Source organism: Pseudazoarcus sp. NS20, from assembly GCF_059703745.1.
Genome location: NZ_BAAKIY010000001.1, coordinates 353,059 through 379,389, shown reverse-complemented (window position 1 = coordinate 379,389; position 26,331 = coordinate 353,059). Strand labels below are relative to the sequence as shown.

The window sequence follows — 26,331 nt, the reverse complement described above, 5'->3', positions numbered from 1 at the left end:
GCTCATGTCGCAGATGCATCGCCCGGTACTCAACATCGTCGGCTGTGGCCGTGCCGCGCGCACGCTCGCCAAACTGTGGGCGGACGCCGGGGCGTGCATCATCGGCGATGTGCGCACGCGCTCGCCCGCCAGTGCGCACGACGCGGTCGGTTTCATCGGGCAGGGGCGTGCGGCGGCGGATGTGTCCGCCATGCAGCCGGCCGCTTTGTGGATGCTCGGCGTGCCCGACCGCGACATCGCCTCGGCGGCGGCTGCGCTGGCTGAGAGCGGATGCGTGCGTGCCGGTGACGGCGTGTTCCATTTGTCCGGTTTCACGCCCTCGACGGTGCTGGCGCCGCTGTCGGAGTGCGGTGCGCGGGTGGCCAGCGTGCATCCGGTGATGAGCTTTGCCGACCCGGCGCTGGCGGCCGGGCGGTTTGTAGGCACGCCCTGCGGGATCGAGGGCGAAGCCACGTTGGCGGCCGAGCTTCACGCCTTGTTTGCCGCCATCGGCGCCGAGTGTTTCGCGCTCGATGGCTCCAAGAAACCGCTGTATCACGCCGGCTCGGTGTTCGCCTCGAACTTCCTGGTGGTGATTCTCGACGTTGCGCGCAAGGCGTATGTCGATTCGGGGGTGCCGCCGGACGTGGCCGACCGCATGCTGGCGGCGATCTCGCGCGGGGCGCTGGAAAACGTCGTCGCGCTGGGTGCGCGCGATGCGCTCACCGGCCCCGCGGCGCGCGGCGACCGCGAGGTGGTGGCGCTGCAGAACGCCGCCGTGAGTGCCTGGAACGCCGACAGCGGCGAGGCCTACGCGGCGCTCACGCGGTTGGCTTTCCGTCTGGCTGCCGAGCGCAAGCCGTGAGCGCTGCGCAGCACAAACGCCCGGTAGTCCGGAAATGGAAGACGCGCATGCTGCGGCTCGCCGTGTTGTTGCGGCGGCACCGCGGCATCATCGCCATCTTCGGTTTCCTGTCAGGTGTGGCGAGCTTCCTGCTCGTTGACCGGCAGGAAGAATTCGCCCGCGTGATCGCGCTCGTGATGTTGGTGAGCTGGCTGTGGCTGGTGATGGAGAACGTGTTTCAGCACTGGCTCGACGTGCGCTTCCGCTTCCGTTTACCGGGGCCGGTGCTGCGCTACGCCACGCAGTTGATTCACCAGGAAAGCCTGTTTTTCGCGCTCCCCTTCCTGGCCATCTCGACGGTCTGGAACAGCCCTCAGGCGCTGTTTACCGGCGCCTTGATCTTCGCGGCCTTTGTCTCGGTGATCGACCCCATCTACTACAAGTGGCTGGCGCCGCGCCGTTGGCTGTATCTGGGCTATCACACGCTGGCGCTGTTCGTGGTGCTGCTGACGGTGCTGCCGATCATCCTGCACGTGCCGACCTCGCACAGCTACATGTACGCGCTGCTGGCGGCGGTAGTGCTGTCTTTCCCCAGCCTGGCGGTGGCGATCAAGGCGCCCAGCTACTTGCGCGGGGCGCTGCTGGTCGTGTTGATCGGCACGCTCGGGGTGGTCGGGTGGTATGGCCGTTCGTGGGTGCCGCCTTCGACGTTGCGGCTGGCCGACATGCAGGTGTCGCTGGAGGTCGACCGAGAGAATCGTGCGCCGCAGACTCCGGTGCGTCGGGTCAGCGTCGCGCAGTTGCAGCAGCGGGGTCTCTACGCCTACACGGCCATCAATGCCCCGTTGGGCCTCCAGGAACGCATTTATCACGTGTGGTCGCTCAATGGCGTCGAGACCGACCGCATCCCGCTCGATATTCGTGGCGGGCGCGAGCAGGGCTATCGCGCCTGGACCCACAAGCAGCACTTCGGAGCTGACGCTGCCGGCCGCTGGCGCATCGAGGTGGTGACCGAGGCCGGGCAGTTGATCGGGCGCCTGCGCTTCGAGGTGGTGGAGGGCGCGGTGGTGCCGCAGTCAGCGGCCGAGGCGGATGAAAGTCTGCGCGAAGATCCATCAGAGGCCGTGCCCGGTTCCGCTTCGCAAGAGCCGTCAGACGCCTTGCCGCAAACCTTGCCCAAACCCGAGCCGGCTCAACCCTCTACCGGCCCTCTGCCGCTTCCTGCGCCGGCGCTCCCGACGACGCCGCAAAGCGAGTCTCCGCCCGAAGCTCTCGGGTAAAGGCTCGCAGCCATGCTCCTGTCCGAATCGCGTTGACCTGGATCAGATCGCGGCGTAGCATTTTCCAAGTTTCAAGAATTACTGAAAATTGGAAAACAAGTGAACACGTCACCGTTCGTCCAGTCCTTCGTACTCCACTTCGGGGAGATGGGCAGTCGTTGGGGCATCAACCGCACCGTCGGGCAGATCTACGCCCTGCTGTTCGTCAGTGACAGCCCGCTCAACGCGGATCAAATCGCCGAGGCGCTCGGCTTCTCGCGCTCCAATGTCAGCATCGGCCTGAAAGAGCTGTCGGCCTGGCGGCTGGTGCGGCTGCAGCATGTGCCGGGTGACCGGCGCGAATATTTCTCCACCCCCGACGACGTGTGGGCGATCTTCCGCACGCTTGCCGAGGAGCGCACGCGACGCGAGATCGACCCCACGCTGACCATGCTGCGCGACGCCATGGTGGAGACGCCCACCTCCGAGTCCGACCGCCATGCGCAGGCGCGCATGCGCGAGATGTACGAGCTCATCGAAATGCTGATGCGCTGGTTTCACGAAATCCAGAACATGGACGATGCAACCTTGCGCCGTTTGATGACTCTGGGTAATCAGGTTCAGAAAGTGCTGCAACTGACTCAGGGCTTCAAGCGTCGGGGCGGCAAAGGGGCGGCGGGTGATGCCGTGCCGCCCGAATCGGAGGCTTAACGATGGATTTCGATCCGATCACGCTGGCACGCATTCAGTTTGCCGCCAACATCTCGTTCCACATCCTGTTCCCCACCATCACCATCGCGCTGGGCTGGATGCTGCTGTTCTTCAAGCTGCGCTTCAACGCCACCCGCGACGAGTCGTGGATGGACGCCTACGCCTTCTGGGTGAAGATCTTCGCGCTGACCTTCGCAATGGGCGTGGTCAGTGGCATCACCATGAGCTTCCAGTTCGGCACCAACTGGCCGGGCTACATGAATACCGTCGGCAACATCGCCGGGCCGCTGCTGGCCTACGAGGTGCTGACTGCGTTCTTCCTGGAGGCGACCTTCCTCGGGATCATGCTGTTCGGGCGCAAGCGCGTGTCGGACCGCATGCACACGATCGCCACGTTGCTGGTGGCGCTCGGCACCACGGCCTCGGCGTTCTGGATTCTGGTGTTGAACTCGTGGATGCAAACCCCGGCCGGCTTCGAGATGATCGACGGGCAAGCCTTCATCACCAGTTGGTGGGAAGCCATCTTCAACCCGTCGATGCCGTACCGCATCGCCCACATGCTGGTGGCCTCGGGCCTGACGGCGTCGTTCCTGGTGGCGGGGATTTCCGCATACCGCTGGTTGCGTGGCGACCGCGTGCCGGCCGTGATGAAGGCGCTGCGTACCGCCGTCATCGCCGCCGCCGTGCTGATTCCGGGCCAGATCCTGCTGGGCGACATGCACGGCCTCAACACCCTCAAGTATCAGCCCGAGAAGGTCGCCGCCATCGAGGGCATCTGGGAGACCGAGCGTGGCGCGCCGCTGCTGCTCTTCGCGCTGCCCAACGATGCCGAGCGCCGCAACGATTTCGCCATCGGCATTCCGAAGCTGGCCAGCCTGATCCTCACCCATGAGCTTGATGGCGAGTTGCGCGGCCTGAATGAATTCGAAGGCGTGCATCCGCCGGTGGCCAAGGTGTTCTGGAGCTTCCGCGTGATGGTCGGCGTGGGCATGTTGATGCTGCTGGTGTCGTGGCTCGCCGCCTATCACTTGTGGCGCGGGCGCTTCAGCCCCTTCACGGCGCGGCTGCTGGTGGGCATGACGTTCTCCGGTTGGGTCGCCACGCTGGCCGGCTGGTACGTCACCGAAATCGGCCGTCAGCCGTGGTTGGTGCACGGCGTGCTGAAAACCGCCGACGCGGCCGGCGATGTCACCGGCGGCATGATCATGACCTCGCTGATGATGTATCTGACCACCTATGTAGCGCTGCTCGTGGCCTACGTGACCGTGGTGTTCCACCTCGCGCGCAAGGCCGACGCCCGCATGCCGGTCGCACCGCAACCCGAAGCAGGAGAAGCATGATGGATGAGACGTTCTGGTTGCCCGTGATCTTTGCCGGCCTGATGGCGGTGGCGCTGCTGATCTACGTGGTACTCGATGGCTACGACCTGGGCGTGGGCATGCTGGTGCCGTTCGCCGGCAGCGATGCCGACAAGGACATGATGATCGCCTCCATCGGCCCCTTCTGGGATGCCAACGAAACCTGGCTGGTGCTGGGCGTGGGCTTGTTGCTGGTGGCCTTTCCGGTGGCGCACGGCATCATTCTCGGCGCCTTGTACCTGCCGGTGGCCTTCTTGCTGATCGGGTTGATCTTGCGTGGCGTGGCCTTCGACTTCCGCGTCAAGGCGCGGGCGCAGCACAAGGAGATGTGGAACCACGCCTTTGCCGCCGGCTCGTGGATGGCGTCGATGGCCCAGGGCGTGATGCTGGGGCGCTATCTGACCAGTTTCGAGCCGGGTCTGGCGGCGTGGGCCTTCGCGTTTCTGGTCGGCTTCGGATTGTCGGCGGCGTATGCGCTGCTGGGCGCCACCTGGCTGGTGATGAAGAGCGAAACGGGCTTGCAGCTTGATGCCGGGCGTTGGGCGCAGCGTTGCCTGATCGGTGCAATGGTGTGCGTCGGCGCGGTGTCCATCGTCACGCCGATGGTCAGCGCGAGCATTGCAGCCAAGTGGTTCACCATGCCGGAGTTCCTGCTGTTGCTGCCCCTGCCGCTGGCCACGCTGGCGCTTTTCTTGGTGCTGGCCATCGGCCTGCCGCGCCTGAGCGCGCGCCAGCGCGAGGGCAATGATCGCTACTGCTGGGTGCCGTTCGTGTCCACCGTGGGCATCTTCATGATCTCGTTCTACGGCCTGACCTACAGCGTGTTCCCCGACGTCATCATTGACGAGATGACCATCTGGGACGCCGCCGCACATCCGCAGGCGCTGTGGGTGGTGCTGATCGGCGCGGCGGTGGTGCTGCCGACGATCCTCGGCTACACGGTGTATGCCTACCGCGTGTTCTGGGGCAAGACGCGCGAGCTCACTTATACGTAAGACTGCGGACGGGGGTGCGCCCCCGTCCGGCACGGTGGTTGCTATGATCCGTCGGTGAACTTTCGCGGGCGCCTTGCAGCGCCGGATGCCGATGTCTGAACCCTCCGCCGCAACGCCCCCCGCCACCGACCCGGTACAACGCGTCGTCAAGGTTCGGCGCGACTACAACCACTGGGTCGCCAACGAGACCATGGAAGACTACGCGCTGCGTTTCACGCCGCGCAGCTTCCGCCGCTGGTCGGCATTGCGCGTGGGCAACACGGCGTTCGGTTCGGCCTCGTTTCTCGTGCTCGAAGCCGTCGGTGCCACCATGCTGGTGGGCTACGGCTTCATCAACAGTTTCTGGGCCATTCTGGCCATCGGGCTGATCATCTTCCTGGTCGGCCTGCCCATCAGCCTGTACGCCGCGCGCCATGGCGTGGATATGGATCTGCTCACGCGCGGCTCGGGTTTCGGCTACATCGGCTCGACCATTTCGTCGCTGGTGTACGCCTGTTTCACCTTCATCCTGTTCGCGCTCGAAGCGGCCATCATGGCCTACGCGCTGGAGCTTGCCTTCGGCATTCCTCCGGCGTGGGGCTACCTGATCTGTGCGCTGGTAGTGATTCCGCTGGTGACGCACGGCATCACCGTCATCAGCCGCATCCAGACCTTCACCCAGCCGATCTGGCTGTTCCTGCTGGCCCTGCCCTTCGTGTACGTGTTCAACCAGGACGCCTCGGTGCTCGCCGGCCTGTGGCAATACCCCGGCGCAGCGGGGGGCGATGGCGGCTTCAACTGGCACCTGTTTGGTGCGGCCATGACGGTGGGCATCGCGCTGATCACGCAGATGGGCGAGCAGGCCGACTACCTGCGCTTCATGCCCGAGCGCACCGAGGCCAACAAGCACCGTTGGCTGGCCGGCGTGGTGCTGGGCGGACCGGGCTGGGTGGTGATGGGCGTCATCAAGATGCTCGGCGGCGCGCTGCTGGCGTGGATGCTGCTGGAGCAGGGTATGTCGGTGGAGCGCGCGGTCGACCCCAACCAGATGTACCTGCTGGGCTTCGGCCTGGTGTTCGATTCGGCGGCGTGGGCGGTGGGCGTCACCGCGCTGTTCGTCATCGTCTCGCAGCTCAAGATCAACGTCACCAACGCCTACGCCGGCTCGCTGGCGTGGTCCAACTTCTTCTCGCGCCTCACCCACAGCCACCCTGGCCGCGTGGTGTGGGTGGTGTTCAACGTGCTGATCGCGCTGCTGCTGATGGAGATGAACGTCTTCCAGGCGCTGGGTCAGGTGCTGGGGCTGTATTCCAACGTGGCGATCTCGTGGATCGTCGCGGTGGCGGCGGATCTGGTCATCAACAAACCCATGGGTTGGTCGCCCAAGGGCATCGAATTCAAGCGCAGCCACCTGTACGACATCAACCCGGTGGGCGTCGGCGCCATGTTGATTGCCTCGGCCTTGTCGATTGCCACCTTCGTTGGCTTGTTCGGTGAGGGGCTGCAGGCCTTTGCGCCGTTCGTGGCCATGCTCACGGCGCTGGTGGTTTCGCCGCTCATCGCGTGGTGGACCAAGGGGCGCTACTACCTTGCCCGCCCGCCCGAGCCGCCGGTGCTGGGGCAGCGCAAATGCACGGTGTGCGGCGAGCATTTCGAGGTCGAAGACACCAGCTACTGCCCGGCCTACCGCGGCACCATCTGCTCGCTGTGCTGCACGCTGGACGCGCGCTGTGGCGATCTGTGCAAGCCGCACGCGCGCATTTCGGCGCAGTGGTCGGCGCTGCTCAAGCGCAGCCTGCCCTCGAAGCTGTTGCCGTATCTCGACGCCGGCCTGGGGCATTACCTGCTGCTCACCGCCGGGGTGGTGAGCCTGCTGTTGCTGCTGCTCGGGCTGATCTACTACCACGAGGTGCAGGCGCTCGGGCCCGAAGCCGCCACGGTGCTGGATGGCGCTTTCCTCAAGGTCTTCGTGGCGCTGCTCATCGTCAGCGGCACTGGCGCGTGGTGGATGGTGCTGACGCACAAGAGCCGCCACGTGGCGCAGGAGGAATCCAACCGCCAGACGCAATTGCTGGTGCACGAGATCGAATCGCACAAGCGCACCGACGAGCAACTGCAGAACGCGCGCCGTGTGGCCGAGCAGGCCAACTCGGCCAAAAGCCGTTATCTGACCGCCATCAGCCACGAGCTGCGCACGCCGCTCAACAGCATCCTCGGCTACGCGCAGATTCTCGACGGTGACGAGGCCATCCCGCCCAACCGCCGGCAGGCCGTGACGGTGATCCGCAAGAGTGGCGACCACCTCCTGTCGCTCATCGAAGGCACGCTGGACATCGCCCGTATCGAGGGCGGCAAGCTCACGCTGGAGCCGCGCCCGCTGGCCTTCCCGGCCTTCATGCAGCAGATCGTCGGCATGTTCGAGCTGCAGGCGCGCGACAAGGGCCTGCGCTTCGAATACGAGCCTGTGGGCAACCTGCCCGAGGTGGTGCGCGCCGACGAAAAGCGCCTGCGCCAGATCCTCATCAACATCATCGGCAACGCCGTGAAATTCACCGCGCGCGGCTCGGTGCGCGTGCGTCTGGCGTGGCGTCACGAGATGGCCACGGTGGAGGTCGAGGATTCCGGCCCCGGCATCGAGGCCGAAGAGCTGGCACGCGTGTTCGAGCCCTTCGAGCGCGGCCGCTCGGCACGCGCCGGCGCCACCGCCGGCACCGGCCTCGGCCTCACCATCAGCCGCATGCTCACCGACCTGATGGGCGGCGAGCTGACGGTGGAAAGCACGCCGGGGCGCGGCAGCACCTTCCGCGTGCGCCTGTTCCTGCCGCAACTGCACGGCCGGCAGGCCGAAGAGGCCGTGCCGCGTGTGCGCCGCGTGGGCTACAAGGGCGTGCGCCGCCGCGTGCTGGTGGTGGATAACGAGCGCGTCGACCGCGAGCTGCTGCTGTCGGTGCTCGAGCCGCTCGGCTTCGAGGTGGCGCAGGCCGCCTCGGGCGAGGAATGCCTGGAGTGCATCGCCAGCGTGCGCCCGCATCTGGTGTTCATGGATCTGGCCATGGGCGGCATCGACGGCTGGGAAACCCTGCGCCGCCTGCGCGCCGGCGAACATCGCGACGTGCCCGCCGCCATCATCTCGGCCAACGCCTTCGACAAGAACTTGGAGAACGACGTCGGCATCGGCCCCGAAGACTTCATGCTCAAACCCATCCGCGTCGAAGACGTGCTCGACTGGATCGGCCGCCGCCTGGAGCTTGAATGGGTGTGCGCCGAAGCGCCCGCCGCGCCGCCGCCGGCTGTTGCAGCCAGCAGCGCAAACGAGCCGTTGAAGCTGCCCTCGGCCGCCGCGCGGCGCGAGCTTGATGCGGTGATCGAGCTTGGCTACCTGCGCGGTATCCTCACGCGTCTGGCCGAAATCGAAAACACCGAGCCCGAGTGCGCCGCCTTCGTGCGTGTGGCGCGTGAAATGGCGCGGGCCTTCCGCTTCGACGCCCTGCGCGACATGCTGCGCGACGACGCAGCCAACATGGAGGATGCCGATGATCGGGAATGACGCCACGCAAGGCATCGTGCTCATCGTCGACGATGTGCCCGACAACCTCGCGCTGCTGCACGACGCGCTCGACGAAATCGGCTACACCGTGCTGGTCGCCACCAGCGGCGAGGCCGCCATCGCCCGTGCCCGCCAGAGCCTGCCCGACGTGGTGCTGCTCGACGCCATGATGCCCGGCATGGACGGCTTCGAAGTCGCCCGCCGCCTCAAGGCCGACTTCGCCACCCGCGCCATTCCGCTGATCTTCATGACCGGCCTCACCGAGACCGAGCACGTCGTCGCCGCCTTCGCGGCCGGCGGCGCCGACTACGTCACCAAGCCCATCCGCCCGGCCGAGGTCATCGCCCGCATCGCCGCCCACGTGCTCAACGCCCGTGAGATGAAGCAGGCCCGCACCGCACTCGACGCCTTCGGCCAGGCCACCGTCGCCGTGCGCACGCGCGACAGCCGCCTGGTGTGGCAAACGCCCCTCGCGCGCAAGCTGCTGCGCGAATGGTTCGACCCCGAAAACGAAGAATGCCCCGCCCGCCTGGCCGATTGGCTCACCGCCGCCCGCCGTGCCAGCGCCGAGCGCCGCGAAGTTCCCCCGCTGATCGCCGCCGACGGCGAAAAGCGCCTGCTCGGCTCTTTCCACGACCAGAGTGACGACGACGGTGACGGCGAATGGCTCGTCGTGCTGCGTGAAGAAAACGACGCCAGCGCCGTCGAAACCCTCATGGCCGCCTTCGGCCTCACCGCCCGCGAAGCCGAAGTGCTGCAATGGGTCATCCGCGGCAAAACCAACCGCGACATCGGCGACATCCTCGGCACCAGCCCGCGCACCGTGCACAAGCATCTGGAGCATGTCTTCGAGAAGCTTGGCGTGGAGACCCGCACGGCGGCGGCGGGGATGGCGATGCAGAGGTTGCAGGGGTAGGGGCTTGTCGTAGCCAGATATTTGAAGTTATGTGTGGTTATGTATATAACTGCCAATAACTTTATAAGCGAGTCGTCGCAATGGACCCCAATCGCAACCCGTTTAACCCCGGAGCGGGCGTATCCCCTCCGGAACTCGCCGGGAGGGCTGAAGTTCTCGCTATGGGTGAGCTTGCTCTTCAGCGCGTGCAACGAGGACGTCACGCCAAGTCGTTGATGCTTCTTGGGCTGCGTGGGGTGGGCAAAACCGTGGTGCTGAACGAGCTGCGAAAAAGCGCTTCCCGCATCGGATACGAAGCGGCAATGGAAGAAGCCGCAGACGGCGTTCAGCTCAAGGTCTTGCTGATTCCGATGCTGCGACGCCTGCTGCTGCAGCTTGATCGGGTGGAGAAAGCCATTGGAGGCGTGAAGCGCGGTCTGCGCGTGCTGCGCAGCTTCATTGGGCCGGTCACGATCTCGGCAGGCGGTGTTGACCTGACTTTGGGCGTCGAGCCCGAGGCGGGATTGGGAGACAGCGGCGATCTCGAATCAGATTTGCGAGATGTGCTGGTTGCGCTTGGAGAGGCTGCACGCGATGCCGGCCGGCCGGTCGCAATTTTGCTCGATGAACTGCAGTACGTAGGAAAGACCGAGTTGGCCGCCCTGATCCGGGCGCTCCATGCCGTGCATCAGGATGGCCTGCCGCTGGTGTTCTTCGGGGCTGGTCTCCCTCAGCTGGCAGGGCAGGCTGGCGAGGCAAAAAGCTATGCCGAACGCCTGTTCGAGTTCGTGCGACTGGATGCCATCGAGGAGCCTGAAGCTTGGCGGGCGATTCGTGAGCCGGTTGCAGACGAAGGGGCGCATATCAATGACGACGCCTTGCGCATCATCTTCGAGCAGACACGCGGCTACCCTTACTTTCTGCAGGAGTGGGGGTACAGCGCCTGGAATCTGGCGTCAGGCGACGTCATCCAGGAGGAAGACGCGGCGTCAGCAACCGTCGAGGCGGTGCGCAAACTCGACCAATCGTTTTTCCGGGTTCGCTACGAGCGCACGACTCCGCTGGAGCGGGATTACATGCATTCATTGGCCTCACTGGGTTCGGGCGTGCACCGTAGTGCGGATGTGGCGGGTCAGCTTGGGCGCAAACCCACGGCGCTCGGCCCGACGCGCGACAGCCTGATCAAGAAGGGCATGATCTTCAGCCCCGACTACGGAATGATCGCGTTCACCGTTCCGCTGTTTGATGAATTCATGTTGCGCGAAATGGGGCCATTTGCCATACGTTGATGCAGTGAGCGAGCCTTTGAGATACTGCCGAAAACGACATTTTCATTTCATGAAGACCTATCTTTGTCTTGTCCTTATAGCGGTCTGCGGCGCTGTTTCTGCCAGCCCGCGTAGGGCGCAATAACTGAAAGGCATTGCGCCGGATGAGGTGTCCGGGTGCCGGCGCGGTGAAAATTCGGCGCAATGCGCGTTGCTTATTGCGCCCTACGCGGGTTGAGTACCAAACCGGCATCAGCCTTTCCTCACGAAACTGGTGGGAAACCCTAACAGGTGGTTCAAACCGCTCGCTTCGCTCATTGGGACGGGCTAAAGCCCGCCCCTTAACCAAACGTTATGTGCTTAAGTGAGTGCTGAGTAGATGGAAACAATAATTGGAACGGTCTTGGGGGCACTCATTGCTGGTGGCGCTATGCTTCTAAATGCAATTATTTCCTCAAAAAATGAACGTGACCGACAAAATCAGGCTGACGTTAGGCGACTTCTTGAAAAAGAGCTAAATGATCTTTCAACGCTCTACGAAGAGGTTCTTCATATAAGTGACCGCCTTATTCGTAACAAGGGGCGAGACACTGAGGATCAACTAGAGAAATTCTACAAGCTAGAAATTAAGCTCAGGCTTCATTCAACAGAAGAAATTCGGAAAGCATTTAAAGGAGTAAGAAGTTCAATCTCTCTCATGGTGGATGAGTTGCCTCCGCCGCCAGAAGAGTTTATTCCAAAATTTGAAGAAGATCATGACAAGAAATGGCGACTTCAAAAGAGGAAAGAATGGGAGGTTGAGCGTGATAAGAAAGCAGGTGAACACATGCCTGAGTGTTGGAAAAAGCACTCAGAACTAGCGGTTCTCCTTAAGGAGGATTTGTCTAGTAAAAAGTTGAAAGGTGAACGAGCGTAAGCTCATAACAAGTTGCTCAAGTTCACTCCGGCCGTAAAAGAAGCGGCCCCCGCAGGACAACCTACACTACGTTTCGGTTGCCCCTTAGCAAGGCATTAAGCCCGCATAGGGCGCAATAACTGAAAGGCATTGCGCCGGATGAGTAGCCGGGGTGCCGGCGAGGCGAAATTTTGGCGCAATGCGCTTTACTTATTGCGCCCTGCGCGGGCCAAAAAGGAACCCCTCGCCATGCATTCAATATCTGACTACTTCTCTTTAGAGCAAGGCGCCGCATTCGCACATGCAATTCCACGTTTGCGCGCAAAGATTGGGGTCATCCATTTTGAGCGACAGGCCTCCAACTACGGCGTTAGCGGAAACACCTTCCGGGCCTACAGGGGGTGGTCGAACCCGCCGAGCAAGATCTATCACCGATGGGCACAGCGCATATGCAACCAACTTGATTTCCATCGGTTGGAGCAGCAACTGGAAACTGACGAGGGCTTCATGGGCTGGCATAGCTCGCTTGCTCGTTCGCTTCAGCATGATTGGAAAAGCGAGCAGGGGGCTGCACTGTCCTTCGCACATCAACACAAGCTGGTCGATCTCTTTGTTAAATGGCTTAGTGCTCACGACTTTTCCTCGCCAAGACTTTCTGAGTCCCTTGTTCTTCGAGCTAATTGCGCACTTGACAGTCAAACTCTTGGCAGGTTGAACGAGTGTCTTTCTATGGCGCTTCCCATAACACAGCCATCTATGGGAGATATCCATTCATGGAGCACTTATGCGTTCTGTCAAACCCTGATCGAACAGTTTGCTGCTCACTTTGGTGGTTCCCGCTTGCTCTTCGATTACTTCGCATGGAGTAGAGGCGGTAGCTCGCATAGAGCGAAATAACTGAAAGGCACTGCGCCAGATGGGGTGCCCGGCTTCGGCGCGGTGAAAATTCGGCGCAATGCGCGTTGCTTATTGCGCGCCACCCTTGCTATTAGCTGTCGCACACCGCCAACCCCTACATGCCGGCGCATGTGCGGCACAACCGTGCGTGGTTCGCCGCCTTGATGGACCGCCACGGTTTCAATAATCTGCCTTAAGAGTGGTGGCATTACACGCTGCGCGACGAGCCACACCCGCAAACCTTCTTCGACTTTCCGGTGAAGTGATCGACATGACCACCCAGAGCGCCGTGCCGGCGCAGATGATTGCCGCCTACGAGGCGGCCGAATACCACGTGCGGCCGGAGGCGCCATTCGTGCTGCGCATCGGCCAGCACAGTGCCGAACTGGCTGCGCTGATGGCCGAGAAGGCGATGCCGTCCGCAGCCTTCATCACTGCCTGCAACCCGCACGGCCAGTTGCTTGGCGCGGCCGACAACATCACGCGCACCACGGCCTTGGGCGCTGAGCTGGAGCGCTTTGCGCCGTTGGTGCTGACGGCGCGCGGTGTGGACCCGACCGGGCGCTGGACGGACGAGCCGGGCTTTCTCGCCCTGGGCTGCCCGCAGGCCATCGTCGAGGCGCTGGGGCGGCGTCACCGGCAGAATGCCGTGGTGGTGTGCGGCGAGGATGCGGTTCCGAAGTTGGTTTTGCTGCGGTAGTCGGACCTTGCGTGATGTACGCAGCGAAAGGCGAGATTGCGGCGTCGCTGCGCTCCTCGCAATGACAGGCTGGGGTGCCCTCGGGCCATTGGTGACAGCCGGGTAGTCGCAGCATCCTGTTTTCAGGCGGGCGTCCCAAGCCGACGCAGCCAACCGTCGGCAGCCACCTCAAACGCTGTCATTGCGAGCGCAGCGCGGCAATCTCGAGCCGTTCAGCCAGCACACGGCTTGTAAGCCGTCGCAGGCGCCAACCGCCGCACCAGATGGAACATCCGCCGCCGGCACCTGTCCGAGAGGATCCCGCATTTTGTTGCTGCCGGCGGTAGGTTTTCTTCCGTCCAGGCGGCAAACTGTAGTGCTGTCATTCGTCTGGACCCCACCTTGTTCCGCTTCTTCGAAAACCGCGTCGACCCCTATCCCGATTCCACGCCTGCGCCTGCGCCCAAGGGCTTTTTTGCCTTTTTGTGGGCGGGCACCAAGGGGCTGCGGCCCTTCGTGCTGGGCCTGACCCTGCTGACGGCGGCCATCGGCGCGTTCGAGGCCGTGTTGTTTGCCATGCTCGGCAAGGTGGTGGATTGGCTGGCCACGGTCGACCCGGCCAATCTGTGGGCCGAAGAGGGCGGCACGCTGGCGATTCTGGGCGGCATCATTGTCGCCAGCATCGCTGTGGTGGCGCTGCAGACCACGATCAAGCATCAGGTGCTGGCGGGCAACTTCCCGATGCGGCTGCGCTGGAATTTCCACCGCATGATGCTCGAGCAGAGCATGAGCTTCTATCAGGATGAATTCGCCGGCCGTGTGTCGGCCAAGGTCATGCAGACCGCGCTCGCGGTGCGCGACACGGTGCTGATCCTCACCGACATCCTGGTGTTCGTGACGATCTACTTCGTCACCATGATTTTCGTGGTGGGCGGCTTCGACCTGTGGCTGGTGGTGCCTTTCATGGTCTGGCTGGGCTTGTACCTGTGCGCGCTGTGGTTGTTCGTGCCCAAGCTTGGCAAGGTGTCGCGCGCCCAGGCCGATGCCCGCTCGCTGATGACCGGCCGCATCACCGACGCCTACACCAACATCGCCACCGTCAAACTCTTCTCGCACGCCGGCCGCGAGGCCGGCTACGCGCGCGGCGCGATGAAGGAATTCATGACCACCGTGCACGCCCAGATGCGCTTGGTGTCGGGCATCGAGATCGTCAACCACGTGCTGTCGATGACGCTGATCATGGGCATCACCGGCGTGGCGCTGTGGCTGTGGACGCAGGGTGAAGTCGGCGTCGGCGCGCTGGCCGCGGCGGGCGCCATGGCGCTGCGCCTGAACGGCATGTCGCACTGGATCATGTGGGAGATGGCGCAGCTCTTCGAGCAGGTGGGCACGGTGCAGGACGGCATCAACACCTTGTCGCTGCCGCGCCGCGTGCTCGACAAACCCGACGCCAAGCCGCTGGTGGTGGAGCAGGGCGAGGTGCGCTTCGACAAGGTGCGCTTTGCCTACGGCGCAGGGCCGGAGGCCAAGCCCATCATCGACGATTTGGTGCTCACCATCCGCCCGGGCGAGAAGATTGGCCTGGTGGGGCGCTCGGGGGCGGGCAAGTCGACCATCGTGAATCTGCTGCTGCGCTTTTATGACCTGGAGCAGGGGCGGGTGCTGATCGACGGGCAGAACATCGCGGACGTCACGCAGGTGAGCCTGCGCGAGCACATCGGCATGGTGACGCAGGACACCTCGCTGCTGCACCGCTCGGTGCGCGACAACATTCTGTATGGCCGCCCCGACGCCACCGACGACGAGATGATTGCCGCCGCCAAGCGTGCCGAGGCGCATGACTTCATCCTCACCCTGACCGACCCGCAAGGTCGTCGCGGCTACGACGCCCACGTGGGTGAGCGCGGCGTGAAGCTGTCCGGCGGCCAGCGTCAGCGCATCGCCATTGCCCGCGTGATGTTGAAAGACGCGCCCATCCTGCTATTGGATGAAGCCACCAGCGCGCTTGATTCGGAAGTGGAAGCCGCCATCCAGGGCAGCCTGTACCGCCTGATGGAAGGCAAGACGGTGGTCGCCATCGCCCACCGCCTGTCCACCATCGCCGCCATGGACCGCCTCATCGTGCTCGACCACGGCCGCATCGTGGAAGAGGGCGACCACCGCAGTCTGCTGGAGCATGGTGGGCTATACGCCCGGCTGTGGGAGCACCAGAGCGGCGGCTTTCTGGGTGAAGAGGCCGATACCGACACGCCGAGCGAGGCGCGCGTCTGAAGGCTCAGCGCGCACGGATGTGAAAGGGGCGCATCGACGGCTGCGTGAATGCGCCCCAAGCGGGTACAACGTGAAAGGCCGTCCTTCCTCGAACGGGAAGTACGGCCTTTCATCCAACCGCCATCAAGACTTCGACAGCTTCTCTTTCATGCGGTGGTAATCGGCCTCGTATTGCTTGGCGAGTTCGGTCTTCTGCGCATCGGAAAGAATCTTGCCCGACACCTGGAAGAACTTGGTTTCTTCCTCTTCCAGGTGGTGCTCCACCTGATGCGCAAGCTGCTTGGCCTTGGCCAGCCAGCTGCCGCCCTCGTAGTCCGCATCGTAGATGTCTTCGATGCACTCATCGATCTCATGATGCTCGGCCAGCGCGTGGCGCGACGAATTCAGGCCCATGTCGTCCATCAGGATCGGCGCGTACAGAAAGCGCTCTTCGGCCGCGGCATGCGCGCCCAGCTCGATGCGCAGCTCACGCAAGGTCTTCTCGCGCTCGCCGCTTTCCGGCGTGAGCTCCACCAGCCGCTTACAGAGTGCGCGTTGAACGTCGTGACTTTCCCGCAGTGCTTCGTAGATGGTCTTGGCCATGTACCTCTCCTCTGTGACGGCCCGCGAAAACCGGGCCCTGGGTTGATGCTCGATGCCTGAAGCTGCTGTAGTGACAGGCTTGCCGCCGCAACGGACTTCGGAGGCGAGCATTCCTGCCGCCACCTTCCTGCACGCATCGAAACCGGTTTGTCGTGAAGCGGATGGCTTCGCTTCATTCAAGAAAGTCGGCCTCACCAGAGGCCGAAGCTTTTGATCCTAGTGACTTTGCCGGGCGCGAGTCATGACAAATCGTAAGGGCTGTCTAAATGGCGTCGAGGCTGGGGAGGTTGTCTCCAAGTGACGGGGCTCTCTGTCCACCGACAGGGCGCTCTGGATTCTTGAGGTGGTTGGCCGATCACCCAACCCTCGTGCACCCCACCTACGCCATGTTGCGTATTCCTGCTGCATCGGCCCGGGCCTACTCTGGCATCGCACTGCAACACGCGATTTCCGCACTTACCCTCTCGGAGCCCGTCATGCAAAACCGCCGTACCTTCATCAAGTCACTCGTACTGTCAGCTTCCATCGCGGCCATTGGCCTGCCGATGGCTGCGTCCGCCGCCGACACCATCAAGGTCGGCATCCTGCATTCGCTGTCGGGCACGATGGCGATCTCCGAGACCGCGCTGCGTAACGTGGCGCTGATGACCATCGAAGAGATCAACGCCAGTGGTGGCGTGCTGGGCAAGAAGCTCGAGCCGGTGGTGGTGGACCCGGCCTCCAACTGGCCGCTGTTTGCCGAGCGTGCGCGTCAGCTGATCACGCAGGACAAGGTTTCGGTGGTGTTCGGCTGCTGGACGTCGGTGAGCCGCAAGTCGGTGCTGCCGGTGTTCAAGGAGCTCAACAGCCTGCTGTTCTACCCGGTGCAGTACGAGGGTGAAGAGCTTGAGAAGAACGTGTTCTACACGGGTGCGGCGCCCAACCAGCAGGCGATTCCGGCCACCGAGTACCTGATGAGCGCCGAGGGCGGCGGCGCCAAGCGCTTCGTGCTGCTGGGTACGGACTATGTCTATCCGCGTACCACCAACAAGATTCTGCGTGCCTTCCTGAAGAGCAAAGGGGTGAAGGACGAGGACATCATGGAGGAGTACACCCCGTTCGGTCATAGCGATTACCAGACCATCATCGCCAACATCAAGAAGTTCTCGGCGGGTGGCAAGACGGCGGTGATTTCGACCATCAACGGCGACTCCAACGTGCCGTTCTACCGTGAGCTGGGCAACGCCGGCCTGAAGGCGACGGACGTGCCGGTGGTGGCGTTCTCGGTGGGTGAAGAAGAGCTGCGCGGTGTCGATACCAAGCCGCTGCTCGGCCACCTCGCCGCCTGGAACTACTTCATGTCGGTCGAGAACGCCGAGAACAAGGCCTTCATCAGCAAGTACCGCGAGTGGGCCAAGAAGAACAACGTGCCCAACGCCGACACCGTGGTCACCAACGACCCGATGGAAGCCACCTACGTCGGCATCCACATGTGGAAGCAAGCCGTCGAGAAAGCCGGCACCACCGACACCGACAAGGTCATTGCAGCCATGGGCGGCCAGACCTTCAAGGCACCGTCGGGCTTCACCCTCACCATGGACAAGACCAACCACCACTTGCACAAGCCGGTGCTGATCGGCGAAGTGCGTGAAGACGGCCAGTTCGACGTGGTGTGGCAGACGGACAAGCCCATCCGCGCTCAGCCGTGGAGCCCGTTCCTGCCGGGCAACGAGAGCAAGCAAGGTCTGTAAGGGCCGCATCGCCGGGGGTTGCGCAAGCCGCCGCCCCCGGCGGCTTTAGTTTTTTCAGAGGTCTACATCATGTTCCGTACGCTGTTGAGCCCGTTGTTGCGGCGGCTCGTGCTGGCGTGTGCGCTAGTCACCGCGCCAGCCTATGCCAACTTGTTGCCCGAAGTGCTCGAAGGCCTCGGGTCGAGCGATTTCGCGACCCGCACCACTGCCATCGAAGCGCTGGCCATCGGTGGTGATGCCGGCGCCGAAGTCGTGACCGCCATCGAGGACGGCACGTTCGGCAGCCTCGACGGGCGCGCAGTGTTCGTGCGCGACACCAGCGTGATCGACGTGGGCAGCGGCGAAGTGCTCGACGCCTCGGCCGACGACGTGAGCATGCTGCGCCTGAACAACCGCCTGCGCCGCGCCGTGGCGACAGCCAAGGCGGGCCTCACCCTTGAATCCGGCAGCGAGGCCGAACGCCTCGCCGCCGCCCGCACCCTAGTGGATAACGCCTCCGAGGCCTTGTTGCCGCTGTTCGGGCGTGTCATCGAGAACGAAGAAAGCGACGCCGTGCGCGATCTGGTCATTCAGGCCATGGCGCGCGTGCAGCTGGCCTCGGCCGACCCGGCCGAGCGCCGTGCCGCAGCCGAGGCGCTGGGCAGCTCTACATCGCGTGCGGTGCTGACGCTGCTTGCACCGCTTGTGGCGCGGGACGACGCCGGCAACTGGCAAGAGGCCGACGCCAGCGTGCGCGCCGCGGCAGCCGACTCCATCAAATCCATCGAGCGCCGCGTGGCCATCGCGCAAAACGTCGGCATGGTGTTTTCGGGCTTGTCGCTGGGCTCCATCCTGCTGTTGGCCGCATTGGGGCTGGCCATCACTTTCGGCGTGATGGGCGTCATCAACATGGCGCATGGCGAGCTGCTGATGGTGGGCGCCTACGCCACCTTCGTGGTGCAGAACCTGTTCCGCATGCACTTCCCGGAGTACTTCGATTACTACGTGCTGGCGGCGATTCCGGTGGCCTTCTTCGTGGCTGCGGCCGTGGGCATCGTCATGGAGCGCACCGTACTGCGCTTCCTGTACGGCCGCCCGCTCGAATCGCTGCTGGCCACATGGGGCCTGTCGCTGGTGCTCATTCAGCTTGCACGCGTCACCTTCGGCCCGCAAAACCTCGAGCTCGCCAACCCGTCGTGGATGGCCGGCAGTGTCGAAGTGTTCGCCGGCCTGTCGCTGCCGTGGAACCGCATCTGGATCCTGGGTTTCTCGGTGTTTGTGCTGGTGTTGCTGTGGGCCATGATGCAGAAGACGCGCCTGGGCATGTTCGTGCGCGCCGTCACGCAAAACCGCCCGATGGCTGGCTGCGTGGGCGTGCCCACCGGGCGGGTGGACATGATGGCCTTCGCCATCGGTGCCGGCGTGGCTGGCCTGGGCGGCCTCGCGCTGTCGCAGATCGCCAACGTCGGCCCGGCCATGGGGCAGGGCTACATCGTCGATTCCTTCATGGTCGTGGTGCTGGGCGGTGTCGGGCAGTTGGCCGGCGCGGTGTCGGCGGCCTTCGGCCTGGGCATTTTCTCGAAGGTGCTGGAGGGCTGGACCGGCGCGGTCATCGCCAAGATTCTGGTGCTGGTCTTCATCATCATGTTCATCCAGAAGCGTCCGCAGGGCATCTTTGCCCTCAAGGGCCGCTTTGTAGACAACTGAGGCCGGCCCATGAATACGCCTACTGCGCAGCGCGATCTCGCCCCTGTGATGCTCGCCGTACCCATGTACGGCTGCGCTTCTCGCGCCGACCTCACGCCGCTCGCGACGGCGTCTTCACGAGCCGGAACCGTGCTTGAAATGAAAAGGGAATCTTCATGCGTACCCCGCTGAGTTTCAGATTGATTGCTTCAATGCCCGCCTCGGCGCGTATTGCTTTGGCCGTGTTCGCACTGCTCGCCTTCGTGTGGGTGCCGGTGGCCCACCTGGCGCTGCCTGCTGACCACGCGCTGCATCTGTCGGCCTTCTGGGTGAGCCTGTTCGGCAAGATCCTGTGCTACATGGTGGTGGCCGTGGCGATGGACTTGATCTGGGGTTACGCCGGCATTCTGTCGTTGGGCCACGGCATGTTCTTCGCACTCGGCGGCTACGCCTTCGGCATGTATCTGATGCGCGAATCGGCCGCTGCGCAGGGTGCCGAGCTGCCGGCCTTCATGAGCTTTCTGGGCTGGAACGAGCTGCCGTGGTACTGGGCCGGCACCGACAGCTTCTTGTGGGCGCTGTTTCTGGTGATGGCCGTGCCGGGCGTGGTGGCCTTCATCTTTGGCTGGTTCGCTTTCCGCTCGCGCATCAAGGGCGTGTATTTCTCGATCATCACGCAGGCGCTCACCTACGCCGCCATGCTGCTGTACTTCCGCAACGAAACCGGCTTTGGTGGCAACAACGGCTTCACCGATTTCCGCACCGTGCTGGGTCATTCCATCACCGCGCCGGAGACGCGCACGGTGCTGTTCGCGCTGTCGGCGCTGCTGCTCATCGGCTGCCTGCTGCTCGGCCGCTATCTGGTGACCTCGCGCCTGGGCCGCGTACTGGCGGCAATTCGCGACGCCGAAAGCCGCGTGATGTTCATCGGCTACAACCCGCTGCACTACAAGCTCTTCATCTGGACGCTGTCTGCAGTGCTGTGTGGCCTGGCCGGTGCGCTGTACGTGCCGCAGGTGGGCATCATCAACCCGAGCGAAATGAGCCCGGCCAACTCCATCGAGATCGCCGTATGGGTGGCCGTGGGTGGGCGCGGTACGCTGATCGGTGCGGTGGTGGGCGCGGGCGTGGTGAACTTCGCCAAGACCTGGTTCACCGTGAGCTTCCCGGAATACTGGCCGTTTGTGCTGGGCTTCCTGTTCATTGCCGTCACGCTGTTCATGCCGCAGGGCATCGTCGGGCTGGTGCGCAAGCTCTTCAAGCGTGGCGAAAAGCCGGCCCCCACGCCGGCAGCGCCGGGCGCCAGCGGCTCGCCGCTCAAGGCGCACCCGGAAGAAGTCGAGCAAATAGGGCCGCAGGGCACCTCGGGCAACCACGTGGCAGCAAAAGGGGCATGAGCATGACGTCCACCAACACCTTTGTGCGCGAGAGCGATTCCGGCGCAGAAGCCCCGAGCCACCGCGGCGCCCCGTCCAGACACGTGGTCAAGCCGGGCGAGCTGGATCTGTCGCACAACGTCATCCTGTATCTGGAAGACATCACCGTGTCGTTCGACGGCTTCCGCGCGCTCAACAAGCTGTCGCTGGCCGTGGATGCCGGCGAGCTGCGCTGCATCATCGGCCCCAACGGCGCCGGCAAGACCACCATGATGGACGTCATCACCGGCAAGACGCGGCCCGACTCCGGCAAGGCCTACTTCGGCCAGACCATCGACCTCACCAAGATGACCGAGCCGCAGATCGCCCACATGGGCATCGGCCGCAAGTTCCAGAAGCCCACGGTGTTCGAGCAGCTCACGGTGTTCGAAAACCTCGAACTCGCCATGAAAACCGATAAGCGCGTGCGCCGCGCGCTGTTCGCCCGCCTGAGTGACGAGCAGCGCGACCGCATCGCCGACACGCTCAAGCGCATCCGCCTTAACGACGCCGCCGACCGCGTGGCCGGCCTGCTGTCGCACGGGCAAAAACAGTGGCTGGAAATCGGCATGCTGCTCATGCAGGAGCCCAAGCTGCTGCTGCTCGACGAGCCCGTGGCCGGCATGACCGACGACGAAACCGAACGCACCGCCGAGCTCTTCGTCAGCCTCGCGGGCCAGCACTCGCTGGTGGTGGTGGAGCACGACATGAGCTTCGTCGAAGCCCTTGGCGGCAAAGTCACCGTGCTGTGCGAAGGCTCGGTGCTGGCCGAAGGCCCGCTGTCGCAAGTGCAGGCGGATGAACGCGTGATCGAAGTCTATCTGGGCCGCTGACATGCTTGCCTGCCCCGCCTCGGTTGCAGCGATGGCGCCCCTCCGCCCCTCATCGCGAGAAGCGCAGCGCCAAAGCAATCTCGCAGCGCCCATTCGCGCAACCAACGCAACGTGTCGCAGCGCTGGTATCGAAAACCTCTCGGCGCTTTCCTCGGGAACCCTGAAATGCTGAAAGTCGAAAACCTTCACCAGTACTACGGCGGCAGCCACATCCTGCGCGGCCTGTCGTTTGAAGTGCCAGTGGGTAAAGTCACCACTTTGTTGGGCCGCAACGGCGTGGGCAAAACCACCTTGCTCAAAACGCTCATGGGCCTGGTGCCCTCGTCACAAGGCAGCATCAGCCTCAACGGCGCCGACATCACCAAGGCGCCGTCGCACAAGCGCGTGTCCGCCGGCATAGGCTACGTGCCGCAAGGCCGCGAAATCTTCCCCCGCCTCACGGTGGAAGAAAACCTGCTCATGGGCCTCGCTACCTGCCCCGGCAGCACCAAGATCCCGCAGCGCGTGTTCGACATGTTCCCGGTGCTCAAGCAGATGATGCACCGCCGCGGCGGCGACCTCTCCGGCGGCCAGCAACAGCAACTCGCCATCGGCCGCGCCCTGGCGTTCGGCCCCAAGCTGCTCATCCTGGATGAGCCCACCGAAGGCATCCAGCCCTCCATCATCAAGGACATCGGCAACGCCATCCGTACCCTCGCCGAATCCGGCGAAATGGCCATCCTGCTGGTCGAGCAGTACTACGACTTCGCGCGTGACCTGTCCGACCACTACCTGCTCATGGAGCGCGGCGAAATCGTCATGCGCGGGGCGGGTGAGGATATGGATGCGGATGGGGTGAGGGAGGAGTTGGCGGTGTAGGGGCGGCTCGAAGATATCCTGCAATGCGCACCCAGCCGGGCTGATTCATCAGCCCGGTTTTTCGTTTACGGCTTCACGTCGCTTCGGTGTCATACCTACCGCTGGCTGCTCCACCCTATGCCGAGACGCTTCCTCCCCCAAGTTCTGCCGCAAATAGAAAAATTTGATAGGTGCATTTACGCCTCAATTTGGTGCATTTCATCAACCAAGTAAAACCCGCTCTGGCAGCGGATTTCCGGCGCATTTCTCTCTCCGAATCGTCCGTTGCGCGAACATGGAATTTCGGTGCGGCTCCGTTCCTGATGCATTGACATCACCGTTTCCACTCCTAAACTGCCATGCCTATAGCCAATCTGATATGTCAGATTGGCTTAGAGTATTTCAACCTGGAGTGGAGACAAACGATGAAAACGACGCGTCCGGTCGCGATGGCAACCGGTGGAATGGTGGCATCCCCGCATTACTTTGCATCCCTTGCCGGCCTGCGCGTGCTGCAGGAGGGCGGCAGCGCGGTGGATGCGGCAATTGCTGTGAATGCCACGCTGGGTATCGTCTATCCGCACATGAGCGGCATGGGTGGGGACTCGTTCTGGCTGATTCACGATGCCAAGGAGAACAAGCAGCACGCGCTCAACGGCTCGGGGCGCGCAGTATCCGGTGCCACGCGCGAGCGTTATCGCAGCCTTGGCTTGAACGAGATTCCGCGCCGTGGACCGCACGCGGCAATCACCGTGCCGGCCACCGTGGATGCGTGGTGCAAGGCGCACGAGCGCTTCGGCCGTTTGCCGCTGCGGCAGTGTCTGGACCAGGCGATTGCGTATGCGCGTGATGGCTACCCGGTGTCGGCCGGGCAGGTGCGTTTCACGCGTGACACCGCGCAAGTGCTGGGCCGTTACGAGGCCACCAAGCGTGCTTTCATGCCTGACGACCGTGTGCCCGACATCGGCCAGATCATGCGCTTCCCCGGCATGGCTGAGACCATGGAAGCCATCGGCAAGCATGGCCGTGCCGGTTTCTATGAGGGCCCGGTGGCCGAGGAAATCCTGCGGGCCGTTACCGCCGCTGGCGGCGACTGGAAGGCCAGCGACCTGGTCGACTGCCAAAGCATCTGGAGCGAGCCCATTGCCACCACCTACCGTGGCTACACCTGCTACCAGCACCCGCCGAACAGTCAGGGCTTTGCGCACCTGATGATCCTGAACATTCTCGAAAACTTCGACGTCGCGGCGCTGAAGAACGACCGTGCGGCCTACATCCACTTGTTGGTGGAGGCTACCAAGCTGGCATTCCGTGACCGTGATCGCTACCTGACCGACCCGGATTTCTCAGACATTCCGCTCGAACGCCTGCTGTCCAAGCCTTATGCCGCCGAACTGGCGCGCGAAATCAGCTTCGAGCACACCATCGATCATGAACCCGAGCCGATGGGGCAAGACACAACCTGCACCGTAGTGGTGGACAAAGACGGCAACGCAGCATCGGTCATCCAGAGTCTGTACCACGAGTTCGGCTCGGGATTCGTCGCGGGCGACACCGGCATTTTGCTTACCAACCGCGGCTCATTCTTCTCGCTCGACGGCGACCACGTGAACAGCCTTGAGCCCGGCAAGCGCTGCTTCCATACCCTGATGCCCGGCATGCTCTTTCGCGAGGGCAAGCCCCAGCTGGTGTACGGAACGATGGGCGGCGAAGGCCAGCCGCAGACCAGCACTGCCATCGTCACGCGCTACGTCGACTTCAACCACGACGTGCAGACCACGGTCGACAACCCGCGCTGGCTGTACGGCCGTACGTGGGGCGACGCGACGCGCGCGCTGCGCGTGGAAAACCGCTTCGGTGAAGAGGTGTTCGCCTCGCTACGCGCGCGCGGCCATCAAGTCGAGATCACCGAAGAGTGGAGCGACTTCATGGGCCACGCCGCAGCCATCGAGATCGACCATCGCAACGGCGTGTTGTCCGGCGCCGCAGACCCGCGTGGTGAAGGCATCGCTGTCGGCTGGTAAGCCGGCGGGCGCACCTATCTGGAGAACATCATGGAAATGAACGTTTCATTGACCAACTGGATCATCGCCTTCCTGCCGCTGGCGCTGTTGCTGCTGCTCATGCTCGGCCGCAAGTGGGGTGCGGCGGAAGCCGGGCCGGTGTCGTGGCTGGCGGCCGTCGGCATGGCCATCTTCTTCTTTGATACGCCGATGGATGTGATCGGTTACGAGAGCGTGAAGGGCACGTGGAGTGCGGTGACCGTGCTGTACGTGGTGTGGGCGTCGATCCTGATCTACGAGGTCACGCACGAAGGCGGAGCCTTCGAGCCGCTGCGTCGCGGCATCACACGCATCATGCCGGACCCGTTGATTCAGGTGCTGGCCTTCGGTTGGGCGTTTGCGTCCTTCCTGCAGGGGGTGACGGGCTTCGGCGTGCCGATTGCCGTGTGTGCTCCGTTGCTGGTGGGCATCGGCGTGCGCCCGCTGTACGCGGTCATCATCCCGCTGATCGGTCACGCGTGGAACAACACCTTCGGTACGTTGGCAGTGGCATGGCTGGGCCTCAAGCAAGTCACCGAGATGGACGCCACCCTGGCCATGCAGACGGCGCTGTATGCCGCCATCTTCATCTGGGTGCTGAACCTGCTCGGCGGTTTCCTGGTGTGCTGGCTGTATGACCGCTGGCGCGGCATCCGCAACGGCCTGCCGGTGATCATCGTGATGTCCGGCCTGCAAGGTGGCCTCACGCTGGCGCTGTCGCAATGGAACGACACGCTCAATGGCTTCATCGCCTCGACCGTCGCCTTCATCGCCCTGTTTGCCCTCGCACGGTTGCCGCGTTACCGCGAGGCCAAACCGGCAGATAGCCACATCTTCGAGCAATCGGTGCGTGAAGGGCGCGGGGTCGGTTCTACGGCCTCGGTGGCTTCGGCAGCGCCGGGTGTGGCTCATGCAGAAGGGCGTGAGATGACGCTCAACCAGGCGTTCATTCCCTACTATGCCCTGCTGGTGGTGACCTTCGGCGTACTGTTGATCGCCCCCGTCAAAGCGGCGCTGGGCACCTTCTCTTTCGGGGTGAGTTTCCCCGCCACGGTCACCGGCATGGGCTTCGAGCGGGCGGCAACCACGCTTTCAATGGCGCCTTTCACGCACGCGGGTACGTTCCTGTTGTTGGCCGCGTTGATCGGCTATGCCGCTTTCGCCAGCATGGGCCGCATGGGGGATGGGGCCGTAGGGCGGATCGTCAGCAATACCATCGACAAGGCCATCCCCTCCACGATTGCGGTCATTGCGCTCATCGCAATGTCCAACATCATGGCCGGCTCGGGGGCTGTGGGCGTGTTGGCGGAAGGTGTCGCTGCGGCCACCGGCACCGGCTACGGCTTCCTGGCACCGCTGGTGGGCGGCCTGGGCTCGTTCATGACCACCTCAAACCTCGCCTCCAACCTGTTGTTCGGTACGTTCCAACTCTCCACCGCTGAGGCCACCGGCCTGATGAGCGCCGCCATTCTGGGCGCGCAAACGGCAGGCGCTGCCGCCGGCAACATGATTGCCCCGGGCAACGTGCTGCTCGGCACCACCACCGCTGGCATTCTCGGCCGTGAGGGCGAGGTGCTGCGAGTGACCATTCCGCTGTTCGTGATGGTGTCGCTGATCATCGGCATCGTCGTGCTGTTCGTCGCCTGAGGA

General features: G+C 63.6%; 20 protein-coding genes. 19 read left to right on the top strand and 1 reads right to left on the bottom strand.

Annotated features, from left to right (window positions below; translation table 11 throughout):
- Positions 1–4: 4 nt before the first annotated feature.
- From AC6H0W_RS01850 to AC6H0W_RS01795, 12 genes are all read left to right on the top strand, one after another.
- Positions 5–844: a Rossmann-like and DUF2520 domain-containing protein gene (locus AC6H0W_RS01850; protein WP_497575407.1), complete on the top strand. Its 840-nt coding sequence runs from the start codon at positions 5–7 to the stop codon at positions 842–844.
- Positions 841–2,103, top strand: a complete 1,263-nt coding sequence (locus AC6H0W_RS01845) for a DUF5924 family protein (protein WP_497575406.1) — start codon at positions 841–843, stop codon at positions 2,101–2,103. The genes AC6H0W_RS01850 and AC6H0W_RS01845 overlap by 4 nt, the downstream gene beginning before the upstream one ends.
- Before the next feature lie 99 nt (positions 2,104–2,202).
- Positions 2,203–2,793: a GbsR/MarR family transcriptional regulator gene (locus tag AC6H0W_RS01840; protein ID WP_497575405.1), complete on the top strand. Its 591-nt coding sequence runs from the start codon at positions 2,203–2,205 to the stop codon at positions 2,791–2,793.
- Positions 2,794–2,795: 2 nt separating this feature from the next.
- Positions 2,796–4,133 carry a cytochrome ubiquinol oxidase subunit I gene (locus AC6H0W_RS01835; RefSeq protein WP_497575404.1) on the top strand — a complete coding sequence of 446 codons (1,338 nt, stop codon included), beginning with the start codon at positions 2,796–2,798 and terminating at the stop codon, positions 4,131–4,133.
- Complete coding sequence (locus AC6H0W_RS01830) at positions 4,133–5,146, top strand: cytochrome d ubiquinol oxidase subunit II (protein WP_497575403.1); 1,014 nt, start codon at positions 4,133–4,135, stop codon at positions 5,144–5,146. The genes AC6H0W_RS01835 and AC6H0W_RS01830 overlap by 1 nt, the downstream gene beginning before the upstream one ends.
- A gap of 91 nt (positions 5,147–5,237) precedes the next feature.
- Positions 5,238–8,672 carry an ATP-binding protein gene (locus AC6H0W_RS01825; protein WP_497575402.1) on the top strand — a complete coding sequence of 1,145 codons (3,435 nt, stop codon included), beginning with the start codon at positions 5,238–5,240 and terminating at the stop codon, positions 8,670–8,672.
- Positions 8,659–9,588, top strand: a complete 930-nt coding sequence (locus AC6H0W_RS01820; RefSeq protein WP_497575401.1) for a response regulator — start codon at positions 8,659–8,661, stop codon at positions 9,586–9,588. Before AC6H0W_RS01825 ends, AC6H0W_RS01820 begins: the two co-directional genes overlap by 14 nt.
- An 80-nt stretch (positions 9,589–9,668) precedes the next feature.
- Positions 9,669–10,856, top strand: coding sequence for a DUF8462 domain-containing protein (locus AC6H0W_RS01815; RefSeq protein WP_497575400.1), 1,188 nt, complete (start codon positions 9,669–9,671; stop codon positions 10,854–10,856).
- A gap of 358 nt (positions 10,857–11,214) precedes the next feature.
- Positions 11,215–11,751, top strand: a complete 537-nt coding sequence (locus tag AC6H0W_RS01810; protein ID WP_497575399.1) for a hypothetical protein — start codon at positions 11,215–11,217, stop codon at positions 11,749–11,751.
- 138 nt (positions 11,752–11,889) lie between these two features.
- Positions 11,890–12,627 (top strand): hypothetical protein, encoded by a 738-nt coding sequence (locus AC6H0W_RS01805; RefSeq protein ID WP_497575398.1) that lies wholly within the window; start codon positions 11,890–11,892, stop codon positions 12,625–12,627.
- A gap of 271 nt (positions 12,628–12,898) precedes the next feature.
- Positions 12,899–13,327 (top strand): DUF3293 domain-containing protein, encoded by a 429-nt coding sequence (locus AC6H0W_RS01800; protein WP_497575397.1) that lies wholly within the window; start codon positions 12,899–12,901, stop codon positions 13,325–13,327.
- A gap of 381 nt (positions 13,328–13,708) precedes the next feature.
- Complete coding sequence (locus AC6H0W_RS01795) at positions 13,709–15,577, top strand: ABC transporter ATP-binding protein (protein ID WP_497575396.1); 1,869 nt, start codon at positions 13,709–13,711, stop codon at positions 15,575–15,577.
- 123 nt (positions 15,578–15,700) lie between these two features.
- Here the strand turns inward: AC6H0W_RS01795 and AC6H0W_RS01790 are convergent, their stop codons facing one another.
- Complete coding sequence (locus AC6H0W_RS01790) at positions 15,701–16,159, bottom strand: hemerythrin domain-containing protein (protein ID WP_497575395.1); 459 nt, start codon at positions 16,157–16,159, stop codon at positions 15,701–15,703.
- Between the two features lie 476 nt (positions 16,160–16,635).
- Here AC6H0W_RS01790 and urtA point away from each other — a divergent pair, with 476 nt between their 5' ends.
- The 7 genes from urtA to AC6H0W_RS01755 all read left to right on the top strand — a co-directional run bounded on the left by urtA (position 16,636) and on the right by AC6H0W_RS01755 (position 26,328).
- Positions 16,636–17,889 (top strand): urea ABC transporter substrate-binding protein, encoded by a 1,254-nt coding sequence (gene urtA / locus AC6H0W_RS01785; protein WP_497575394.1) that lies wholly within the window; start codon positions 16,636–16,638, stop codon positions 17,887–17,889.
- A 69-nt stretch (positions 17,890–17,958) separates the two neighbouring features.
- Entirely contained in the window at positions 17,959–19,575 is a 1,617-nt protein-coding gene (gene urtB / locus AC6H0W_RS01780; protein WP_497575393.1) for an urea ABC transporter permease subunit UrtB, read from the top strand.
- Positions 19,576–19,730: 155 nt separating this feature from the next.
- Positions 19,731–20,951 (top strand): urea ABC transporter permease subunit UrtC, encoded by a 1,221-nt coding sequence (gene urtC / locus AC6H0W_RS01775; protein ID WP_497575392.1) that lies wholly within the window; start codon positions 19,731–19,733, stop codon positions 20,949–20,951.
- Positions 20,952–20,953: 2 nt separating this feature from the next.
- The gene (urtD, locus tag AC6H0W_RS01770) at positions 20,954–21,802 is read left to right on the top strand and encodes an urea ABC transporter ATP-binding protein UrtD (protein WP_497576179.1); all 849 of its coding nucleotides are present in this window, start codon (positions 20,954–20,956) and stop codon (positions 21,800–21,802) included.
- Positions 21,803–21,967: 165 nt separating this feature from the next.
- Positions 21,968–22,660: an urea ABC transporter ATP-binding subunit UrtE gene (gene urtE, locus AC6H0W_RS01765; RefSeq protein WP_497575391.1), complete on the top strand. Its 693-nt coding sequence runs from the start codon at positions 21,968–21,970 to the stop codon at positions 22,658–22,660.
- A 404-nt stretch (positions 22,661–23,064) separates the two neighbouring features.
- Positions 23,065–24,663 carry a gamma-glutamyltransferase gene (ggt, locus tag AC6H0W_RS01760; protein WP_497575390.1) on the top strand — a complete coding sequence of 533 codons (1,599 nt, stop codon included), beginning with the start codon at positions 23,065–23,067 and terminating at the stop codon, positions 24,661–24,663.
- Positions 24,664–24,693: 30 nt separating this feature from the next.
- Positions 24,694–26,328 (top strand): L-lactate permease, encoded by a 1,635-nt coding sequence (locus AC6H0W_RS01755; RefSeq protein WP_497575389.1) that lies wholly within the window; start codon positions 24,694–24,696, stop codon positions 26,326–26,328.
- Positions 26,329–26,331 lie beyond the last annotated feature (3 nt).